This window comes from Roseovarius pelagicus (assembly GCF_025639885.1).
GTDB classification, from domain to species: Bacteria; Pseudomonadota; Alphaproteobacteria; order Rhodobacterales; family Rhodobacteraceae; genus Roseovarius; species Roseovarius pelagicus.
Window position 1 is genome coordinate 1,991,546 of sequence record NZ_CP106738.1, and the last position, 16,877, is coordinate 2,008,422.

General features: G+C 59.2%; 18 protein-coding genes. 4 read left to right on the forward strand and 14 right to left on the reverse strand.

The features are described 5' to 3' along the window. Positions 1 to 60: 60 nt before the first annotated feature. The 3 genes from rnhB to N7U68_RS11005 all read right to left on the reverse strand — a co-directional run bounded on the left by rnhB (position 61) and on the right by N7U68_RS11005 (position 2,178). The gene (rnhB, locus tag N7U68_RS10995; protein WP_263046829.1) at positions 61 to 678 is read right to left on the reverse strand and encodes a ribonuclease HII; all 618 of its coding nucleotides are present in this window, start codon (positions 676 to 678) and stop codon (positions 61 to 63) included. 8 nt (positions 679 to 686) lie between these two features. Next, positions 687 to 1,673 (reverse strand): agmatinase, encoded by a 987-nt coding sequence (gene speB / locus N7U68_RS11000; protein WP_263046830.1) that lies wholly within the window; start codon positions 1,671 to 1,673, stop codon positions 687 to 689. 142 nt (positions 1,674 to 1,815) lie between these two features. Then, complete coding sequence (locus N7U68_RS11005) at positions 1,816 to 2,178, reverse strand: hypothetical protein (protein WP_165195559.1); 363 nt, start codon at positions 2,176 to 2,178, stop codon at positions 1,816 to 1,818. A 204-nt stretch (positions 2,179 to 2,382) separates the two neighbouring features. Here N7U68_RS11005 and N7U68_RS11010 point away from each other — a divergent pair, with 204 nt between their 5' ends. After that, positions 2,383 to 2,610: a hypothetical protein gene (locus N7U68_RS11010; RefSeq protein ID WP_263046831.1), complete on the forward strand. Its 228-nt coding sequence runs from the start codon at positions 2,383 to 2,385 to the stop codon at positions 2,608 to 2,610. 28 nt (positions 2,611 to 2,638) lie between these two features. Then, a complete protein-coding gene (locus tag N7U68_RS11015) occupies positions 2,639 to 3,337 on the forward strand; it encodes a winged helix-turn-helix domain-containing protein (protein WP_373323002.1) in 699 nt (232 codons plus the stop codon). 88 nt (positions 3,338 to 3,425) lie between these two features. Here the strand turns inward: N7U68_RS11015 and N7U68_RS11020 are convergent, their stop codons facing one another. Together N7U68_RS11020 and N7U68_RS11025 are read right to left on the reverse strand one after the other, a co-directional pair. Beyond that, on the reverse strand, positions 3,426 to 4,127 hold the full coding sequence (locus N7U68_RS11020) for a response regulator (RefSeq protein ID WP_165195553.1): 702 nt from the start codon (positions 4,125 to 4,127) through the stop codon (positions 3,426 to 3,428). Beyond that, positions 4,124 to 4,621, reverse strand: a complete 498-nt coding sequence (locus N7U68_RS11025) for a MarR family winged helix-turn-helix transcriptional regulator (protein ID WP_165195551.1) — start codon at positions 4,619 to 4,621, stop codon at positions 4,124 to 4,126. The genes N7U68_RS11020 and N7U68_RS11025 overlap by 4 nt, the downstream gene beginning before the upstream one ends. A 162-nt stretch (positions 4,622 to 4,783) precedes the next feature. Between N7U68_RS11025 and N7U68_RS11030 the strand changes: the two genes are divergently transcribed. Beyond that, the gene (locus N7U68_RS11030) at positions 4,784 to 5,650 is read left to right on the forward strand and encodes a branched-chain amino acid aminotransferase (protein WP_165195549.1); all 867 of its coding nucleotides are present in this window, start codon (positions 4,784 to 4,786) and stop codon (positions 5,648 to 5,650) included. A gap of 81 nt (positions 5,651 to 5,731) precedes the next feature. Here the strand turns inward: N7U68_RS11030 and N7U68_RS11035 are convergent, their stop codons facing one another. The 9 genes from N7U68_RS11035 to eutB all read right to left on the reverse strand — a co-directional run bounded on the left by N7U68_RS11035 (position 5,732) and on the right by eutB (position 15,552). Then, positions 5,732 to 6,928 (reverse strand): ABC transporter permease, encoded by a 1,197-nt coding sequence (locus N7U68_RS11035; RefSeq protein WP_165195547.1) that lies wholly within the window; start codon positions 6,926 to 6,928, stop codon positions 5,732 to 5,734. Positions 6,929 to 6,933: 5 nt separating this feature from the next. Further along, positions 6,934 to 8,622: an ABC transporter permease gene (locus N7U68_RS11040; protein ID WP_263046832.1), complete on the reverse strand. Its 1,689-nt coding sequence runs from the start codon at positions 8,620 to 8,622 to the stop codon at positions 6,934 to 6,936. Between the two features lies 1 nt (position 8,623). After that, complete coding sequence (locus tag N7U68_RS11045) at positions 8,624 to 8,911, reverse strand: DUF1330 domain-containing protein (RefSeq protein ID WP_165195543.1); 288 nt, start codon at positions 8,909 to 8,911, stop codon at positions 8,624 to 8,626. Positions 8,912 to 9,008: 97 nt separating this feature from the next. Then, positions 9,009 to 10,121, reverse strand: a complete 1,113-nt coding sequence (locus tag N7U68_RS11050) for an extracellular solute-binding protein (RefSeq protein ID WP_165195541.1) — start codon at positions 10,119 to 10,121, stop codon at positions 9,009 to 9,011. A gap of 113 nt (positions 10,122 to 10,234) precedes the next feature. Beyond that, positions 10,235 to 11,335 (reverse strand): ABC transporter ATP-binding protein, encoded by a 1,101-nt coding sequence (locus tag N7U68_RS11055; RefSeq protein WP_165195539.1) that lies wholly within the window; start codon positions 11,333 to 11,335, stop codon positions 10,235 to 10,237. 162 nt (positions 11,336 to 11,497) lie between these two features. Beyond that, positions 11,498 to 12,868 carry an aspartate aminotransferase family protein gene (locus tag N7U68_RS11060; RefSeq protein ID WP_263046833.1) on the reverse strand — a complete coding sequence of 457 codons (1,371 nt, stop codon included), beginning with the start codon at positions 12,866 to 12,868 and terminating at the stop codon, positions 11,498 to 11,500. Between the two features lie 116 nt (positions 12,869 to 12,984). After that, a complete protein-coding gene (locus N7U68_RS11065) occupies positions 12,985 to 13,464 on the reverse strand; it encodes an Lrp/AsnC family transcriptional regulator (RefSeq protein WP_165197890.1) in 480 nt (159 codons plus the stop codon). Positions 13,465 to 13,468: 4 nt separating this feature from the next. Beyond that, positions 13,469 to 14,461: a cyclodeaminase gene (locus N7U68_RS11070; RefSeq protein WP_263046834.1), complete on the reverse strand. Its 993-nt coding sequence runs from the start codon at positions 14,459 to 14,461 to the stop codon at positions 13,469 to 13,471. An 80-nt stretch (positions 14,462 to 14,541) separates the two neighbouring features. Next, entirely contained in the window at positions 14,542 to 15,552 is a 1,011-nt protein-coding gene (eutB, locus tag N7U68_RS11075) for a hydroxyectoine utilization dehydratase EutB (RefSeq protein ID WP_263046835.1), read from the reverse strand. 139 nt (positions 15,553 to 15,691) lie between these two features. On the opposite strand from eutB, the gene N7U68_RS11080 reads away from it, so the two are divergent. After that, positions 15,692 to 16,876, forward strand: a complete 1,185-nt coding sequence (locus tag N7U68_RS11080) for a M24 family metallopeptidase (protein ID WP_165195531.1) — start codon at positions 15,692 to 15,694, stop codon at positions 16,874 to 16,876. Position 16,877: the final 1 nt, after the last annotated feature.

A 16,877-nucleotide genomic window follows, 5' to 3' on the forward strand; every position in this document is an offset into this window, starting at 1 on the left:
AGGTCAAAGATGAGTCAAAGCTGATTCGTGGTCAATTTCTTTATTGAATCAGTATGTTAGTTATTTTTCTTGATACAAGATATTGTGGACTGGTTTGAAGGAACGTCTATGGTGTGGGGTCACACCAAGATTTCGCAGCGCGAGTTTGTGACTTTTGGACGGATATCCTGCGTTGGTTTCCCAACCGTATCCCGGCCACTGTTGCGCCAAATCCCACATGACATAATCTCGACAGATTTTGGCCATAATTGAGGCAGCCGAAATCGACAAAGACCGTGCGTCACCCTTGACGATGGCCTGTGCCGCCATCGTCAGACCGGCCGGAATCATATTGCCATCGATCAGCGCCAGATCGGGTACACGCGGCAATCCATCTACCGCGCGCTCCATCGCCAGATGCGAGGCGCGCAGGATGTTGAGGCTGTCAATCTCTTCGACGCTGGCATGCGCGATGGACACTTCAGCCACGGCAGCGATCTGTTCATAGAGCGCCTCGCGGCGTTTCGCGGTCAGCTTCTTGGAATCGTGCATGCCGTCGGGGATGCGCGCGGGGTCCAGAATGACGGCTGCCGCAGTGACGGGACCGGCCAGCGGGCCGCGTCCGACCTCGTCCACCCCGGCGATTACGTGGTAGCCATCGGCAAAACCGGCCTGCTCAAAGCTGAAGTCGGGGGTCATTGCCTGCACTATGTTGCCATCTCTTCGGCGCGTGCGCCGCGGGCATAGGCCTTTAGGCACAATAATTCGATCGCGACCATTGCAGCGGCATTCGATGTCATTTCGGCATGGTCATACGGCGGTGACACTTCGACCACGTCTATACCGGCAAAATCCATCCCCTTCATTGCCCGCAGGATCGACAACGCCTGATAGCTGGTCAGCCCGCCGGGCACCGGTGTGCCCGTGCCCGGTGCGGTAGAAGGATCAAGACAGTCGATGTCAAACGTCAGATATGCCGGGCCGTCGCCAACGGTCTCGCGGATGATTTGCGCCAGATCAGCTGCGGGTGTTTCATGTGCCTGATCCGCATAAATCACGCGCATGCCATAGCTTTGCTCGCCGCGAAAACAGGTGCGTATGCCCAGCTGCACCGAGCGGGTCGGATCAATCACCCCTTCGCGGATGGCGTAGTTAAACATGCTGCCATGATCGAGTCGGGCGCCGGGGTCTGCCTCAACGTCGCGATGTGCGTCGAATTGCACAAGGCTGAGAGGGCCGAATTTCTCGGCATAGGCGCGCAGCACCGGGTAGGTGCAGAAATGATCACCCCCCAGCATCAGCGTGGAGGCGCCAGCCGCCAGAATGCCCGCGACATGCGCCTCGATCACATCGGGGATGTCCATTGGGGCGCCCCAGTCAAAATCGCAATCTCCATAGTCGGTGACGGCCAGCGTATCGAAAGGATCGAATCGCCAAGGCCAGACCGGACCCCAAGCGTGCTGAGCCGAGGCCTTTCTGACGGCCTCTGGCCCGAAACGGGTGCCGGGACGGTTACTCACGGACAGGTCGAACGGAATGCCTGTGACAGCCACATCCACCCCCGTCAGATCGCGGGTGTATTTGCGCCGCATGAAACTGAGCGCACCCGCATAGCTGGATTCGGCCATCGTGCCTTTCAGATCTGATCGTGTGAATGCGCCGTCATTGGCACCCTCGAAGCCCTGCTTTTCCATTCTGTGCATCCCCATGCCTGACCTGCCTTGTGTCACACAAATGGTGGTCGGATGCAAAAAAAGGGAGAGGGGCAAAATGCCCCTCTCCCGTCACACAACCAGTCGCTGGTTCTTATTGGCAGCTGGTACTCACGAAACCTGATTAATGTGTGTAGCGCGGCCGTGCGCTATACCGCTGTTGGCCGTAACCGTTGTGGTAGCCATGCGCCCGACGGTGGGCACGACGTTGTTGCTTGTGACGGCGATGTTGGCGCTGCGCCTGCTTGTGACCGCGATGGGCGCGGTGTGCCTTATAGCCGTGGCCATTATTACGGCTGGACACATAAGGAGCGGGGCGGCGCTTGCTCTTGTTGTTGTCATGAATCGCAGCGCCGATGATGGCGATGCCAGCAATGGCAGCCAGAGCGCGTGCAATATCCTTGTCGTCAGCGCGGGCCGGGGCGGCGGTCATGCCGGTCACGGCGAGTGACGCGGCGAGGATCAGAGAAATGAATTTACCAGACATGAGTGTAATCCTTTCGAGGTCAGGTGTTGTCAGGTCCACCCGATGAGTGGGCAGAAGCGATGACACCAAACTGGGCCCGACCCACCGAGACAGGCAATAACGTCGGGTTGTTATCTGATAACAGCGACGCTAACGGCCCAGATTGCCCTATGGTTATTGAATAGCGTCACGGGCTGGGTCATGTTGCGATCCATGAGACACCAATTGATCCTTGCGGCCCTCGTGGCCCTGATATCGTTCGGCGCCAGTGCGGCCGATGCCGCCTGCTATGCCGAATACAAGGCCAAGCAGGATAACCCTTTTAAGCTGCATTACAATGTGGCGCAGATCAGCGCGCCGTGCACGATGGCATCGGCCCGCGCCCAGCTGTCCAGTCTGCTGGCATCGCAGGGGCTGACCCTGTTAAAAGTGCTGTCTGTCAGACAACAATGATCACACCGGGGGAGTGCCTTTGAATGACCTGACCCATTCCTCTGCTGCGGATGCCCGCCGGTCGGGTGGCCGTGTTGTGATCATTGGCGTGATCGCCATCGTGGTGATTCTGACGCTGGCCGCCGTGCTGCTGTTTCTATCGCTGCCGGACGCCAATGCGTTCAACGCACGCGTCGAACGCATTTTTGTCGAGAACGACGCGCTGACCAGCGACGCCGAGATCAAGCTGCTGGAAATCCTCGCCCTGTCTGGTACCGCATTTTCCGAGACATTGGTTAGTTACCGCATGGTGATATTCGTATTGCTGATCTTTGCCACGTCATTGCTGGTGGCAGCACTGGTATTTCTGGTCATGCTGATCGCCATGAACCGTCGTATGGCCCAGATCGAACGCTCTGGCATTCAGGTAAGTTCGTTGCTGATCAGCCGGGCCGAGAAGTCTGTTTACCTGAACAACATGGGATTCAAACTGACCGATGCGGCGATGGAAACGTTATCGATACTGGCCGAGGCCCGGATGGATGGCGACGTCCTGACAGGAGCCGAGATCGAGGGCATGATTTCGGGCCGCAACGCCAGCGATTGCGAAGAGGCAGCGGGCGCCACACGGATCAAACGCCTGCGCGATACGTTGGGCAATCAGATGGTCAGTGAACTGCTGGTCAAGAACATCGCGCGCAAGGGGTATGTGCTGGCGATCGACAAGGATGTGATCCGGGTGATCTGAGCAGACGTTGCCCGAAATTTTCATACCCCCGGCAGGGATATTTTCGGCCGGAGGATATATGGGGTGCTATAGGACATGAAAATCTGCCTCAGTCCGGCGTCAGCATGTAGCCCTCGCCACGTACTGTTTGCAGATAGCGGGGCTGCTTCGGGTCGGCCTCTATCTTGCGCCGCAGGCGGGTGATCTGGACATCCACCGCGCGTTCCTGTGCTTGTCCCTTGTCGCGCCCCAGATCTTCGACCAGTTTGGTGCGGCTGACCGGCTTGCGAAGATGTTCGGAAAAGATGCGCATCAGCTGCGTCTCGGTCGCAGTCAGACGAATCGTCTCTTCGCCACTCATCAGTTCGGACCGCTCGATGTCATACCGTACGGGACCAAGCTGGAGGATCTTTGGCACTGTGGTTTCCGGCTCAGGCTCGGGCATACGACGCAGGATCGCATTGATCCGCAGTAACAGTTCCTTTGGCTCGAATGGTTTGGGCAGATAATCGTCGGCCCCAGCTTCTAGTCCGGCGATGCGGTCTTCGGTTTCGCCCTTGGCCGTCAGCAACAGGATCGGTGTTGACAGGTCGGCGCGCAACGCGCGGGTAAGCTCCACGCCGTCCTCTCCGGGCATCATCACGTCGAGCACGATCAGGTCGAATTCCAACCCTGCCAGTACCCGCCGGGCATGGGCCGCGTCCCGCGCGACCGAAACCAGAAATCCGTTGCGCGCCAGAAATTTGCGGAGAAGGCCGCGTATTCGTTCGTCATCATCGACAATCAGGAGGTGGGGTGCCGGGTCGCTCACGATGCAACCTCTCTCAGCGCGTGGTAACGATGGCGCATATCTGGATCCATCATCGCCTCTAGCACCTGACGAAAGCCGCTGACCGCCTCTGGTCCCGCGGAACGGAACGCCGCGCGCATCCGCGCACGTTGTGCATCGCTGAGTTTACGTTCCAACGCCGCCCCTTTATCGGTCAGGTACAAGTTGCGCTCGCGCTTGTCTGAGGTGCCAACCTGACTGTCTACCAGACCGTCCTCGACCAATGTTCGCAACACACGATTGAGTGATTGTTTGGTTACGCCAAGAATGCTGAGCAGATTGTTTACCGTCGTGCCCGGACTGCGCGCGATGAAATGGACCGCCCGGTGATGGGCGCGGCCATAGGCCATTGTCGCCAGAATACGGTCCGGATCAGAGGTAAAGCCCCGATAGGCAAAGAACATCGCCTCGATCCCTTGGCGAAGTTGTTCGTCGGTGAGAAAGAGCAGCGTCTCGCCGCCTTGGGCGTCTCGCATGGGTTTCTCCAATCCTTGACTATGTCATTCCGCATTTTAAGTCAGCTTTGTTGACATTCCAAGATCAAACTGTTAGCGAATCGCAGTTTCCGCGCAACTTTATGTCCGCTTCGGACCAAGTTGGCGCAATAAATGCAAAGGCCCATTGAGGAGATGAATGATATGGCTGGCTATGATGACCGCGACGGCAAGATCTGGATGGACGGGAAGCTCATCGATTGGCGCGAGGCGAACGTTCATATTCTGACGCATGCCATGCATTACGCCAGTTCAGTGTTTGAAGGCGAGCGCGCGTATAACGGCAAGATTTTCAAGAGCCGCGAACATTCGGAACGTCTGCACTTCTCTGCCGGTGAGTTGGACTTCCAGATCCCATGGACCGTGGACGAGATCGAAGCGGCCAAGCAGGAAGTGCTTGCGGCAAATGGCCTGACAGACAGCTATGTGCGCGCTGTCGCGTGGCGTGGCGCGGGTGAGGACATGGGCGTGGCCTCTGCGCGTAATCCTGTCCATCTGTGCATCGCGGCGTGGGAATGGGGTGCCTACTATGGTGACGCCAAGATGAAGGGGGCCAAGCTGGACATCTCCAAGTGGAAACGCCCCAGCCCCGAAACGATCCCGGTCCATGCCAAGGCAGCCGGTCTCTATATGATCTGCACCACATCCAAGCACGCAGCAGAAGCGAAAGGATGCTCTGACGCGCTGTTCATGGATTACCGCGGCTATGTGGCCGAGGCGACAGGTGCAAATATCTTCTTTGTCAAGGATGGCGAGGTGCATACGCCTGATCCTGATTGTTTTCTCAATGGTCTGACTCGGCAAACCGTGATCGGGATGCTGAAGGACCGCCAGATCAAGGTGCATGAGCGCCACATCATGCCCGAAGAGATGGAAGGGTTCGAGCAATGCTGGCTGACCGGGACCGCCGCCGAGGTGACGCCGGTGGGGCAGATCGGTGACTACCGTTTCGAGGTTGGTGCGATGGCCCGCGAGATTGCGGAAGGGTACGAGAAGCTGGTGCGGAGCTAGGTTGTAGCGCGCAAAAGCGAACAGCGCGGTGCAACCCACCGCGCTGTTTGAAAGACTTCTGATTTCTGTAGAGTTCGGACGTTAGCCGGGGCTAAGCCCACGCAGCCGCTCTGACCGACGGCGCAGTAACTCAACTGTTGCCAGCAGCAAGATCGACAGCGCCACAAGGATCGTCGCCACGGCGAGGATTGTCGGGCTGATCTGTTCGCGCAGGCCGGTGAACATCTGCCACGGCAGTGTCTTTTGTCCGGCGGAGCCGACAAAGAGTACCACCACAACTTCGTCAAACGAGGTGATAAAGGCAAACAGCCCGCCCGAGATTACCCCCGGCAGGATCAGTGGCATCTGCACGCGAAAGAATGTCGTGACCGGGTTCGCGCCCATATTGGCCGCCGCGCGGGTCAGGGACCGATCAAAGCCCACCAGTGTCGCGGTGACGGTGATGATCACGAACGGAATGCCCAGAACCGCGTGGGCCAGCACAACACCCCAATAGGTGCCTTGCAGACCCAGCCGCGAGTAAAAGAAGTACATCCCTGCCGCCGAGATGATCAGCGGCACGATCATCGGTGAAATCAGGATCGCCATGATCGCACGGCGGAACGGCACATGCGGCTGGCTGAGCCCAATGGCGGCGAGCGTGCCGAAACTGACCGACAGAAGCGTTGCCACCGGCGCGATACGCACCGAATTCCACAGGGCCTGCTGCCAGTCGGCATTGGTAAAGAAGTCGCGATAGTGTTTCAGGCTGTAGCCCTCAGGATCAAACCGCAGCATTTCGGGCGTGAAGGTAAAGAAATCCTCGGCGTTGAAACTGAGCGGCATCACCACCACAATCGGCGTGATCAGAAAGAAGAAGATCAGCCCGCAGATCACCCGGAATGTGTAGTGCCACAGCACTTGTCCGGGTGTCAGATACGGCACCAGCTTGGCCCGGTAGCGATTGAACCCGATCCAATAGGCGAACCACCCAAAAAACCAGCCAAAGAGGGCCCCGACAACTGCCCCCGGCAACCCGCCAACGGCAAATCCGCCCGCTGCAAACAGGACAACAATGGCCCAACGGACCATCTTTTCCTGTGCTCGTCCCAACACTTCGACTGCCAGAAAACCTATGACAGCCAAAAGCGCCGCGCCGACGACAACGCCGAGCAGGGTAGACCCCTGCGCGGTCCCGATGAACACCCCGGCAAAGGCCCCGGCTGCGGCAATGACCGGGACATAAAAGCTGACTGGTTTCTTGCCGGTCTCGGTGATGACGATATCGCTTGTTGTCATGTGCCTTACCCCAACTTCACGTTGTCGATGCCGACGATCTTGTCATATGCCCAGTAAAGGATCAGCACGACAGCCAGCAGAATGGTGCCCAGAGCAGCCGCGAGGCCCCAGTTGAGCGAGGATGAGATGTGATAGGCGATCCGGTTCGAGATGAACGTCCCGGTGGTGCCGCCGACAATCTCTGGGGTGATGTAGTAACCGATGGATAGGATGAACACGAGGATGGACCCCGCGCCGATCCCCGGCACTGATTGCGGAAAATAGACCCGCCAGAATGCTGTCCAGTTGGTCGCGCCCAGCGATTTGGCAGCGCGCAGATAACTGGGCGGGATGGTCTGCATCACCGAGTACATTGGCAGGATCATAAACGGCAGCAGGATATGCGTCATCGCCACGATCGTGCCGAACTGGTTGTTGATCATAATCAGCCGATCTGCATCGCCGACGATACCCAGCCAGACCAGAACATCGTTGATGACGCCCTGCTGTTGCAGCATCACCTTCCACGCCGACGTTCGCACCAGCAGGGATGTCCAGAACGGCAGCAACACGAGGATCATCAGCAGGTTTGCCGTGCGCATTGGCAGGTTTGCCAGAATCCATGCCACCGGATAGGCCAGCAGGATACAGCTGGCGGTGATCATCAGACTCATAAACAGCGTGCGTTTGAATAGCAGGCCATAGATGCGTTCGTTATCGTCGCGGAATTCTGCACCGTCGGGTGATTTCTGCATATCGACGGCATTTAAGAAATAGCCGTTAGTATAGGATGGGCTATAGGTCTGGATCGTTTGCCAGTTGTCCAAATCCCCCCAATCCTTGTCGATATCGACAAAGGTATCGCGGAAATTTAAGGGTTCCATGTCGGCAACAGCAGCTTGCGCCGCGCTCAGCTCTGCCGCGCCGGGGCCAGAATATCCCGCAAGCGCACTGATGGTGTCGGCACTGCGAAGATCCTCTGTCAGTGCAACCTTGACGGATTCCCATGGCTCTTCTTCAGCCACCACATCGCCATCCTCGACGGCGGTAAAGAATGCAAAGGCGGTGTATTCTGCGGCGGTGCGCGGTAACAGCGCACTGATTTCGGCCGACGGGACAAAGCCAATATCGCCGCCGTGGCCATTATCCGTCAGATCGGTCAGCCGTTTGCGCTGTGCGTTGAGCAGATCGGTGTCCTTGGCGGCACCACTCGGGCCGCTCATCAGAGCGTACCAGAACGCTTCGCTCTCCCACGCTTCGTTAAGATCCTCGAGCGCGTCGATACGATCCTCTCCGATGTCATCCAGTTTGCGGCCCGAAGAGCGGAACAGCGACGAAATGCCGGTTTCCTCGTAGTTCAGGCGCGTGCCCAACTTGGTATGTTCCTTGGCCTCGGCGGCGAGAAACATGTCATAATAGAGCGCCTCGAAGACCGGCTCGGCCGGTGGCTCGCCCGCACTGGCATCCCACGTGTCCAAGCTTTGCGTGGTGCGCGGCAGTGTCGTCGAAACGATCTGGTTCTCGACTGAACGGAACAACATGTCCGCGATCGGCGCGATAAAGGTCAGGAGAACAAAGAGCAGCAGAGGCGCGATCAACATCAGCGCCCGCATCTTTTGTAGTCGCAGGGCGCGGTTCAGGCTGCGCTTCAGCGGTGTGCCGTCAGCTGCAAGAACCTTGGCCGGCTTGCCGGCGGAATTGGTGCTATCGCTCATGTCAGACGCCCTCGACCAGAATGATTGTGCTTGTCGCCGTGCGCCGCCTGATATCAGCTACCTTTTGGTAGTCGGGATCGTTGTAGGCGGCCTTTGCGGCCTCGAAAGTAGGAAATTCTATAACCACATGGCGGCTTTCCGCGGCACCTTCGGCAACCTCGGCCTGTCCACCGCGGACGATGAACGTCCCGCCGAGGCCCAACAGGATCGGCGTATCCTTTTCGACATATTCGCGATACGCGTCGGCATCGTTCACCGTGATATGGCCGATGATATAGCCCTTGGGCATATGGTCGTGTCCCCCCGTTTGGGTCGTGCGGCCCGTTCATGCGGGCCGCACTTTAATTAGTGGCAGAGGCGCGGTGTCCGCGCCCCTGCGGGTTCGTTTACTTCGCGAGCCACGCTTGGAATTTGGCGTCGATGTCATCGCGATAGTCGGCCCAGAACTCGTAGTTGTAGAGGAACGTGTTCTTGGCGTTGTTAGGATCGGTCGGCATGTGTGGTGCCATGTCGATACCCAGATCGGCGTGCTGACCCACCAGCGGTGCGGACGACGCGCGCGCCGGACCGTAGCTGATGTATTTGGCCTGATCTGCCAGACGCTGGGTGTCGGTCGCGAACATGATGTAGTCCAGTGCGCGTGCTTTGCGCTCGTCGCTCAGACCGGCGGGGATGATCCAGCCGTCAAGGTCGAACACCTGCGCGTCCCACATCATCGCAACAGGCTGATCCTGCTCTTCGATCACGCTGAACAAACGGCCATTGTAGGTCGAGCCCATGAAGACTTCGCCATCCGCCAGCAACTGGGGCGTATCCGCGCCAGCCGACCACCAGATCACGTCATCCTTGATGGTGCCGAGCTTGGCCAGGGCTTGCTCTTGACCTTCTTCGGTGCCCAGAACGTCATAGACTTCGTCCTTGGCAACGCCATCGCAGAGCAGCGCCCATTCCATGTTGTTGATCGGGCGCTTTTCCAGCGAACGCTTGCCGGGGTATGTTTCCGTGTCGAACACGTCACAGATGTCGTCAGGCGCGTCTGCACCTTCTGGCACCATATCCGTGCGATAACCGAACGTGGTCGAATAAACGATCTGCGGGATGAAGCAGTCGGAAACCAGCAGGTCACCGAAATCGTCCGACGCCTTGCTGCCGTCGTCGCCATCGGCAAGCTGTTCGTCCGCGTCGATTTCCATCGCCAGACCTTCGTCGCACAGGCGAATCGCATCAGCGGCAACCACGTCGACCACGTCCCAAGTGACGTTGCCCGCTTCGTTCATCGCGCGCAGCTTGGCCACGGCCTCGGCCGAGCTTTCGTCGTTCACAATCGTGACGCCGGTCTTTTCCATGTAGGGCTCGTGATAAGCAAGCTGCTGCGACTTAGAATAGGCGCCGCCCCAGCTGACGATGGTCATTTCGTTCGCCATATGCGCTTCGGCCGAGACCATACCCGCAGCAACAGTCAGTGCCGTGGTGGTCATCAGTGTCTTAGTGAGTTTCATGTATATTTCTCCCTAGTGATACCCGTTGTTTACGAGGGAAGGCCATGCCACGGGTGAGGCAACGCGGCCCTCTGATCATCGAACCCCGGAGGGCCACGATATTTTCTAACCTATTACGCATCCAGCGCGCGGCAATCCTCTGGAAGCCAGCCGATCTCGATCTGCTCGCCGGGCTGCATGCGCCGCTGGTCGGGTGCGTTACGGGTCTTGACGATAAACTCATCATTGCCGGCGACGCGCAGGCGCGTGCGGAAAATGTCACCCATATAGATGAATTCCAGCACTTCCGCTTTTAGGGTGTGTGCGCCAGGCTTTAGCCGTTTCTTGTCTATTTCAACACGTTCCGGCCGGATGGATACGCGGGTGCGCGCACCGACTTCGCTGACATTCACCGGTTTGGCATCGATCAGTGCGCCGCCGTCCAGTTCAACCAACGCCGTGCCGTCTTTGATCTCTTTGAGCGTGCCCAGCATCGTGTTGTTTTCGCCGATGAATTGCGCGACGAAACTGTTGTCCGGCTCTTCATAAAGCTTGTCCGGCGGGTCGATCTGCTGAATCCGGCCATCGTCGAACACTGCGACACGATCGGACATGGTCAACGCCTCTGTCTGGTCGTGGGTCACATAGACCGTGGTAATTCCCAGATTGTGTGCCAGATCGGTAATCTCGAACTGCATCTTTTCGCGCAGTTGTTTGTCCAGCGCGCCGAGCGGCTCGTCCATCAGGACCAGTTCAGGTTCAAACACAAGCGCGCGCGCCAAGGCGACCCGTTGTTGCTGACCACCCGAGAGCTGTGCCGGGCGGCGACCGCCAAAGGCGCCCATCTCGACCATTTCCAGCGCACGTTTGACTTTGGCCTCGCGGTCCGACTTACCCATTTTGCGTACCTCAAGCGGGAAGCTGAGGTTCTCTGCAATCGTCATGTGCGGGAACAGAGCGTAGTTCTGGAACACCATGCCGATGCCGCGCTTGTGTGGCGGGATGTTGTTGATCGACGTGCCGCCGAGACGAATATCGCCATGTGTTGCGGTTTCGAACCCGGCGAGCATCATCAGGCATGTGGTCTTGCCCGATCCCGAGGGGCCCAACATCGTCAGGAATTCGCCGCGCGGTACCGTCAGGTTCAGATCTTTGACAACGAGAATTTCGCCATCATAACTCTTTTGCACGCGTTCAAATTCGACGAACGCATCATCGTTGTTTTTATCCGCCAAGTCCGGCTCCCTGATATTTTTATTCGCAGTTTTCCCTGCGTGCGTCGTGTACTAAATCCAGATCACTGTCGCGATGCAAGCACTAAGCGGTCGTTTTTGGGCAGTTTGCGACTATCATTGACAAATTTTCGACCTCTTGCCTCGAAATTAGCCGAGGCAGTGTCAGTCCAAAATGCGCGAAACAGCTTGAACTGTTTTTGTCACGACCTCGTCGGCCTCGGCACGATTGAGGCAGAAGGGCGGCGCGAAACCCAGAATATCGCCCTGAGGCATGGCGCGCCCGATGACACCCAGATCCGCCAGCGCACCCGCAATTTGCGGACCGACCTTGTCCGCCGCATCAAAGTATACGCGGTCGCTGCGATCCTTGACAAATTCGACGGCGCACAGCATCCCCTCGCCCCGAATATCGCCGACATTGGGGTGATCGCCCAGCGCGTCGTGCATCGCGGAATTGAGGTAGCCGCCGGTTTCGCGGTTGTTGGTGATCAGGTCCAGATCGTCCAACAGCTTGAGGTTAGCTACGCCCGCCGCGGCACCGATGGGATGCGCCGAATAGGTCCAGCCGTGGCCGATCGGACCGTTCTCGTCGGTGCCTTGCTCCAGCACTTTCCACATCTTGTCAGACACGATGGACCCCGACAGCGGCGCATAGGCCGACGTCAGACCTTTGGCGATGGTGATCAGGTCAGGTTTGATCCCGTAGTGATCGGACCCCATCATGGTGCCCAGACGGCCAAATCCGGTCACAACCTCGTCGGCGACCAGCAGGATGTCATGTTTGTCCAGCACGGCCTGAATCGCGGGCCAGTAGCCAGCGGGGGGCGGCACGATGCCACCGGTACCCAGCACCGGTTCGCCGATAAAGGCAGCGATGGTGTCTGCCCCTTCGCGCGCGATCAGCTCTTCCAGCTTGGTCACGCAATGAGCGACGAACTGTTCTTCGGTCTGATCCAGATCGTCGCGACGGTAGTAATAGGGCGCTTCGGTATGCACGACCTGCGCCAGCGGCAGGTCGAATTTCTTGTGGAACAACTCCAGCCCCGTCAGCGAGCCTGTCATCAGGCCAGAGCCGTGATAGCCGCGCCATCGGCTGATGATCTTCTTCTTCTCCGGCCGGCCGAGGATGTTGTTGTAGTACCAGATCAGCTTGATGTTGGTCTCGTTCGCATCAGAGCCGGACAGACCGAAATAGACCTTGCTCATGTGATCAGGCGCGCGGTCCAGCACCATCTTGGCCAGTGTGATGCTGGCCTCAGTGCCGTGACCGACATAGGCGTGATAATAGGCCAGTTCATGCGCTTGTTTGGAAATCGCCTCGGCAATCTCGGGACGGCCATAGCCCACGTTGACGCAGTATAGCCCGGCAAAGGCATCCAGATGTTTGTTGCCGTTGCGGTCCTCGATATGGCAGCCTGACGCGCCGCTGATGATACGGCTCTGCACTTCGCCACGGGCAAATTGTGCCAGATGGGTCGAAGGGTGGAAAAATGTCTCGCGGTCCCATTCGGCCAGTTGATCATTGCGCAGCATCGTCAGACTCCTAAATCAGCCACCCTGGGCACACCCCAGGATTCTAGTGCGAAACATGCCCCAAACACGTCAGCCTGTGTTTCTGAAAAAACAGCCCTCCGCAGAAGAATCTTCTGTCACTCACCGCCCAGCACAGCAGCAAACGGCGGCACCGGGCTGTCCTTGACCGTCTTGGTCACGATATAGGTGAAATAACGTGCCAGCCCTATGCGGGCCTCCAGCATCGCGTCGATGAGGCGCTGATAACTGTCGATATCGCGCGTCACCACATGCAACAGGTAGTCATAGCCACCACCCAGCGCCCAGCAGCCGGTGACTTCGGCATAACGTTCCATCGCGGCCTCGAACACACGGAACGCGGCGGCGGTATGATCGCTCAGCTCTGCGGTCACGAATACCTCGACATGCGGCCCCAGCTTGCGCAGGCTGATATGCGCATGGATGCCATCGATCACGCCCGCTTCTTGCAATTTGCGCACCCGTTCCCAGCAGGGGCTGGCAGAAAGGCCAACCGCGTCAGCCAGTGCCGCGTTGGTCATTCGGCCGTCCCGCGCCAATGCGCGCAGGATGTCGATATCGCGGGGATCAAGCCGGATCATGTCAGGTTCGGACCACGGTGCCGACATCACCGCCACTCAGGAGATCCATTACATGCGTTGCGATGGCCGTGTCGTGCGCGCCGGTACCAGTCAGGTCGCAGATCGTGATTTCGTCATCTTCGGTGCGCCCTTCCCGTTCACCGATGATCACCTGCCCCAGTTCAGGGGGATCGGGTCGGTCCCACAGACCCGCCTCGATTGCGCCGCGCAACTCGCCCAAGCTGCGGCATTGGCTGACCCGGTCACAATAATAGGTGTCGGCCGCGATCAACGCCTTTGGCGCGACTTCAGTCTTGCCCTCTGCGTCCGATCCCATCGCCGTGATGTGCAGACAAGGGTGCAGCATGTCGGCAGTGATCAACGGTGTGCGCGACGGAGTGGTGGTGATTACCAGCTGGCTCTGCGCAACCAGATCGGCGGGATCGGTGACGGCGCGCACCGGAACGCCCAGCGTCTCGGCCATCTCGCGGGCACAGGCCTCGGCCTTGGCCGGATCACGACCCCAGACCAGCGCATCCTCGAACGGGCGCACCAGTTGCGCGGCACGCAGTTGCAGGCGCGCCTGTAGGCCGGTGCCCAGCACGCCCGCAGTGCGCACACCAACCGGGGCCAGATGCATCGCGGCCACGGCACCCGCCGCCGCCGTGCGGATGTCTGTCAGATAGCCGTTATCCAGCAGCACCGCCTCGACCTGTCCGGTTTTGGCCGAAAAGACCATCATCAGCCCGCCAAGACTGGGCAAGCCCAGTGCGGCATTGCCGAAGAACCCGGTGCTGGCCTTTAGTGCGAAACGCTCCAGCCCGTCGATATATGCGGTTTTCACGTCAAACTCGCCGCCGATCTTTTCCAAATCCATCGACAAGATGGGCGGCATGATCACCTCGCCCCGTGCGAGCGCGGCAAAGGCGCGTTCGATCACCTGCACCGTTGCCATATCAAGGCCGACAGCACCGCGCAGTTGCGTTTCGGTCAGCACACGGATGTCGTGGGGCATGGGGCAGATATTCCTTTAGCTGGGGTTGGTCTGTGCAGTGTGACGGGCAGCGTGGATGAGCGAGCGGCTAGTCATTCGAATCATGGCGCGCCCTCGTAAGGTGCGCCAGGCAAATGCAGATCGCCCAATGTCACGTCCTGACCGGCCATGATCCGGGCGTGCAGCTGCATGTCCAGATTGCGCCCTGTAATGATGGTCGCGGCGGGGCCATCCAGTGCGACCTTGCCATTCAGCAGTGCCGCGATCCCAACAACGCAAGCGCCCTCTGCCACGATGCGATCCTCATAATATAGCACCTGCATCGCGTGATAAATCTCTGCCTCGGAAATCAGAATGACGTCATCCAGCAGATCGCGGCACATCGCAAAGCTGAGCTTGTTATCCATACCGATCCCACCACCGAGGCTGTCGGCAAGCGATGCGCGTTCGATCACTTCGACCGGATGGCCCGCCTTCAGGCTGTCATGCATCGCGGCGCCGGTCTCCATCGTCAGGCCGATGATGCGGATATCGGGGTGAATCTGGCGCGCCGCCAGCGCAATGCCCGCCGCCAGCCCGCCACCGGACAGCGGGATCAGCAGTGTGCGCAAGTCGGGCCGTGCTGCCAGCAATTCCAATCCGATGGTTCCCTGCCCTGCGATCACATGCGGATCGTCAAAGGGCGATATGTCTGTCAGTCCCTCATCCGCGACCATCCGCTGCGCTTCGGCCAATGCCTCGTCCTGACTGGTGCCGCAGATGCGAACCTCTGCGCCCAGTGCCTTGATACCGTTCACCTTTGCTTCGGGTACCAGATTGGACATGCAGATCACGGCGCGCAGCCCGCGTTCCCGTGCGGCATAGGCCACGCCGCGCCCGTGATTGCCGGTCGAACAACAGGTCACGCCCTTGGCCATGTCACCCAGTGCCGCCACAGCATTAAGCGCGCCGCGCAGCTTGAACGCGCCGATGGGCTGCATGTTTTCCAGCTTTAGCAAAACCTCGTGCCCGGTCTTTGCCGTCAGAAAGGGCGAGGGCACCAGTGGCGTGTGATCGGCCACACCCGCGATCACCCGCGCGGCAGCGTGAATATCGGCTAGGGTGAGTTGCATGATCTGGGCGCTCCGCTTGGGTCGGTTCAGTCTTTGGCGCGCAGCGACCAAAGGTCAAGCACAGGGCAGTGCAAAAAAGAGACGTGCAAGCGCGCGCGTCCTGATGCAGGCTGCGCACATCAGACGAAGGGAGAGAGCCATGATCCACAAAGACCTGCCATTTTCGAGCGCCGAGTTTCAGCGTCGCCTGACCAAGACCCGCACCGCAATGGAGGCCGCCGGGATCGACGTCCTCTTTGTCACGGACCCCAGCAACCAGAACTGGCTGACCGGCTATGACGGCTGGTCGTTCTATGTGCATCAGGGGGTTTTGGTTTTTCTGGACGAAGACCCAATCTGGTGGGGTCGCAGGCAGGATGCCAATGGCGGGGTGCGCACGGTCTGGATGAGTGATGACCGGGTTCTGGGATACCTCGATCATTTCGTGCAATCAACGGTGCGTCACCCGATGCAGGATCTGGCGACACGGCTAAAAGACATGGGCCGGGGCAGTGCGCGTATCGGCGTCGAGATGGACAACTACTATTTCTCGGCCAAGGCCTATGCCGTTCTGACTGCCGAGATGGGCGATGCCAAGTTCAGCGACGCCACGGCGCTGGTGAACTGGCAGCGCGGAGTGAAATCAGCGGAAGAGGTCGCGTATATCCGCAAGGCGGCCGCGATCACCGAAAAGATTGTCGATGGGCTGCTGGAGCGCGTCGAACCGGGCGTGCCAAAGAACGAAGTGGTCGCCGAGATTTACCGCGACGCGCTACGCGGTGTCGACGGGGCGTGGGGCGACTATCCGGCCATCGTGCCGCTGCTGCCCTCTGGCAGTGATGCCGCAGCACCGCACCTGACGTGGGACGGTCGGCCCTTCGCCAATGGCGAGGCGACATTCTTTGAGGTTTCAGGATGTTACCGGCGCTATCACGCGCCGCTCTGCCGGACTTTGTTTTTGGGCAAGCCCGATGATTTCCTGCTGCGCGCAGAGGCGGCGCTGACCGAGGGGCTGGAGGCAGGGCTGGAAGTGGCACGGGCCGGCAACCGGGCGTGCGACATCGCCAATGCGCTGGCCGCCCCGCTGGAACGGGCCGGGATCGAGCGCGGCGCGCGCTGCGGGTATCCCATCGGCCTCAGCTATCCGCCCGACTGGGGCGAACGCACAATCAGCCTGCGCGCCGATGATGAGAGCGTGCTGGAACCGGGGATGACCTTCCACTTTATGCCGGGATTATGGATGGATGATTGGGGGCTGGAGATCACCGAAAGCATCCTGATCACCGAGGATGGCCCGTGCGAGACATTCTGCAACCGGCCCCGCAAGATGTTCGTTAAGGACTAGT

Bases quoted from the DNA above. Each gene is read 5' to 3' on its own strand.
- N7U68_RS11025 (WP_165195551.1), bottom strand. From the start codon at position 4,621: ATGCGAGACGCCCAAGGCGGCGAGACGCTGCTCTTTCTCACCGACGAA.
- N7U68_RS11050 (WP_165195541.1), bottom strand. From the start codon at position 10,121: ATGAAACTCACTAAGACACTGATGACCACCACGGCACTGACTGTTGCT.
- N7U68_RS11080 (WP_165195531.1), top strand. From the start codon at position 15,692: ATGATCCACAAAGACCTGCCATTTTCGAGCGCCGAGTTTCAGCGTCGC.
- N7U68_RS11045 (WP_165195543.1), bottom strand. From the start codon at position 8,911: ATGCCCAAGGGCTATATCATCGGCCATATCACGGTGAACGATGCCGAC.
- N7U68_RS11030 (WP_165195549.1), top strand. From the start codon at position 4,784: ATGGCTGGCTATGATGACCGCGACGGCAAGATCTGGATGGACGGGAAG.
- N7U68_RS11005 (WP_165195559.1), bottom strand. From the start codon at position 2,178: ATGTCTGGTAAATTCATTTCTCTGATCCTCGCCGCGTCACTCGCCGTG.
- N7U68_RS11070 (WP_263046834.1), bottom strand. From the start codon at position 14,461: ATGCCCCACGACATCCGTGTGCTGACCGAAACGCAACTGCGCGGTGCT.
- N7U68_RS11060 (WP_263046833.1), bottom strand. From the start codon at position 12,868: ATGCTGCGCAATGATCAACTGGCCGAATGGGACCGCGAGACATTTTTC.
- eutB (WP_263046835.1), bottom strand. From the start codon at position 15,552: ATGCAACTCACCCTAGCCGATATTCACGCTGCCGCGCGGGTGATCGCG.
- speB (WP_263046830.1), bottom strand. From the start codon at position 1,673: ATGGAAAAGCAGGGCTTCGAGGGTGCCAATGACGGCGCATTCACACGA.
- N7U68_RS11040 (WP_263046832.1), bottom strand. From the start codon at position 8,622: ATGAGCGATAGCACCAATTCCGCCGGCAAGCCGGCCAAGGTTCTTGCA.
- N7U68_RS11035 (WP_165195547.1), bottom strand. From the start codon at position 6,928: ATGACAACAAGCGATATCGTCATCACCGAGACCGGCAAGAAACCAGTC.
- rnhB (WP_263046829.1), bottom strand. From the start codon at position 678: ATGACCCCCGACTTCAGCTTTGAGCAGGCCGGTTTTGCCGATGGCTAC.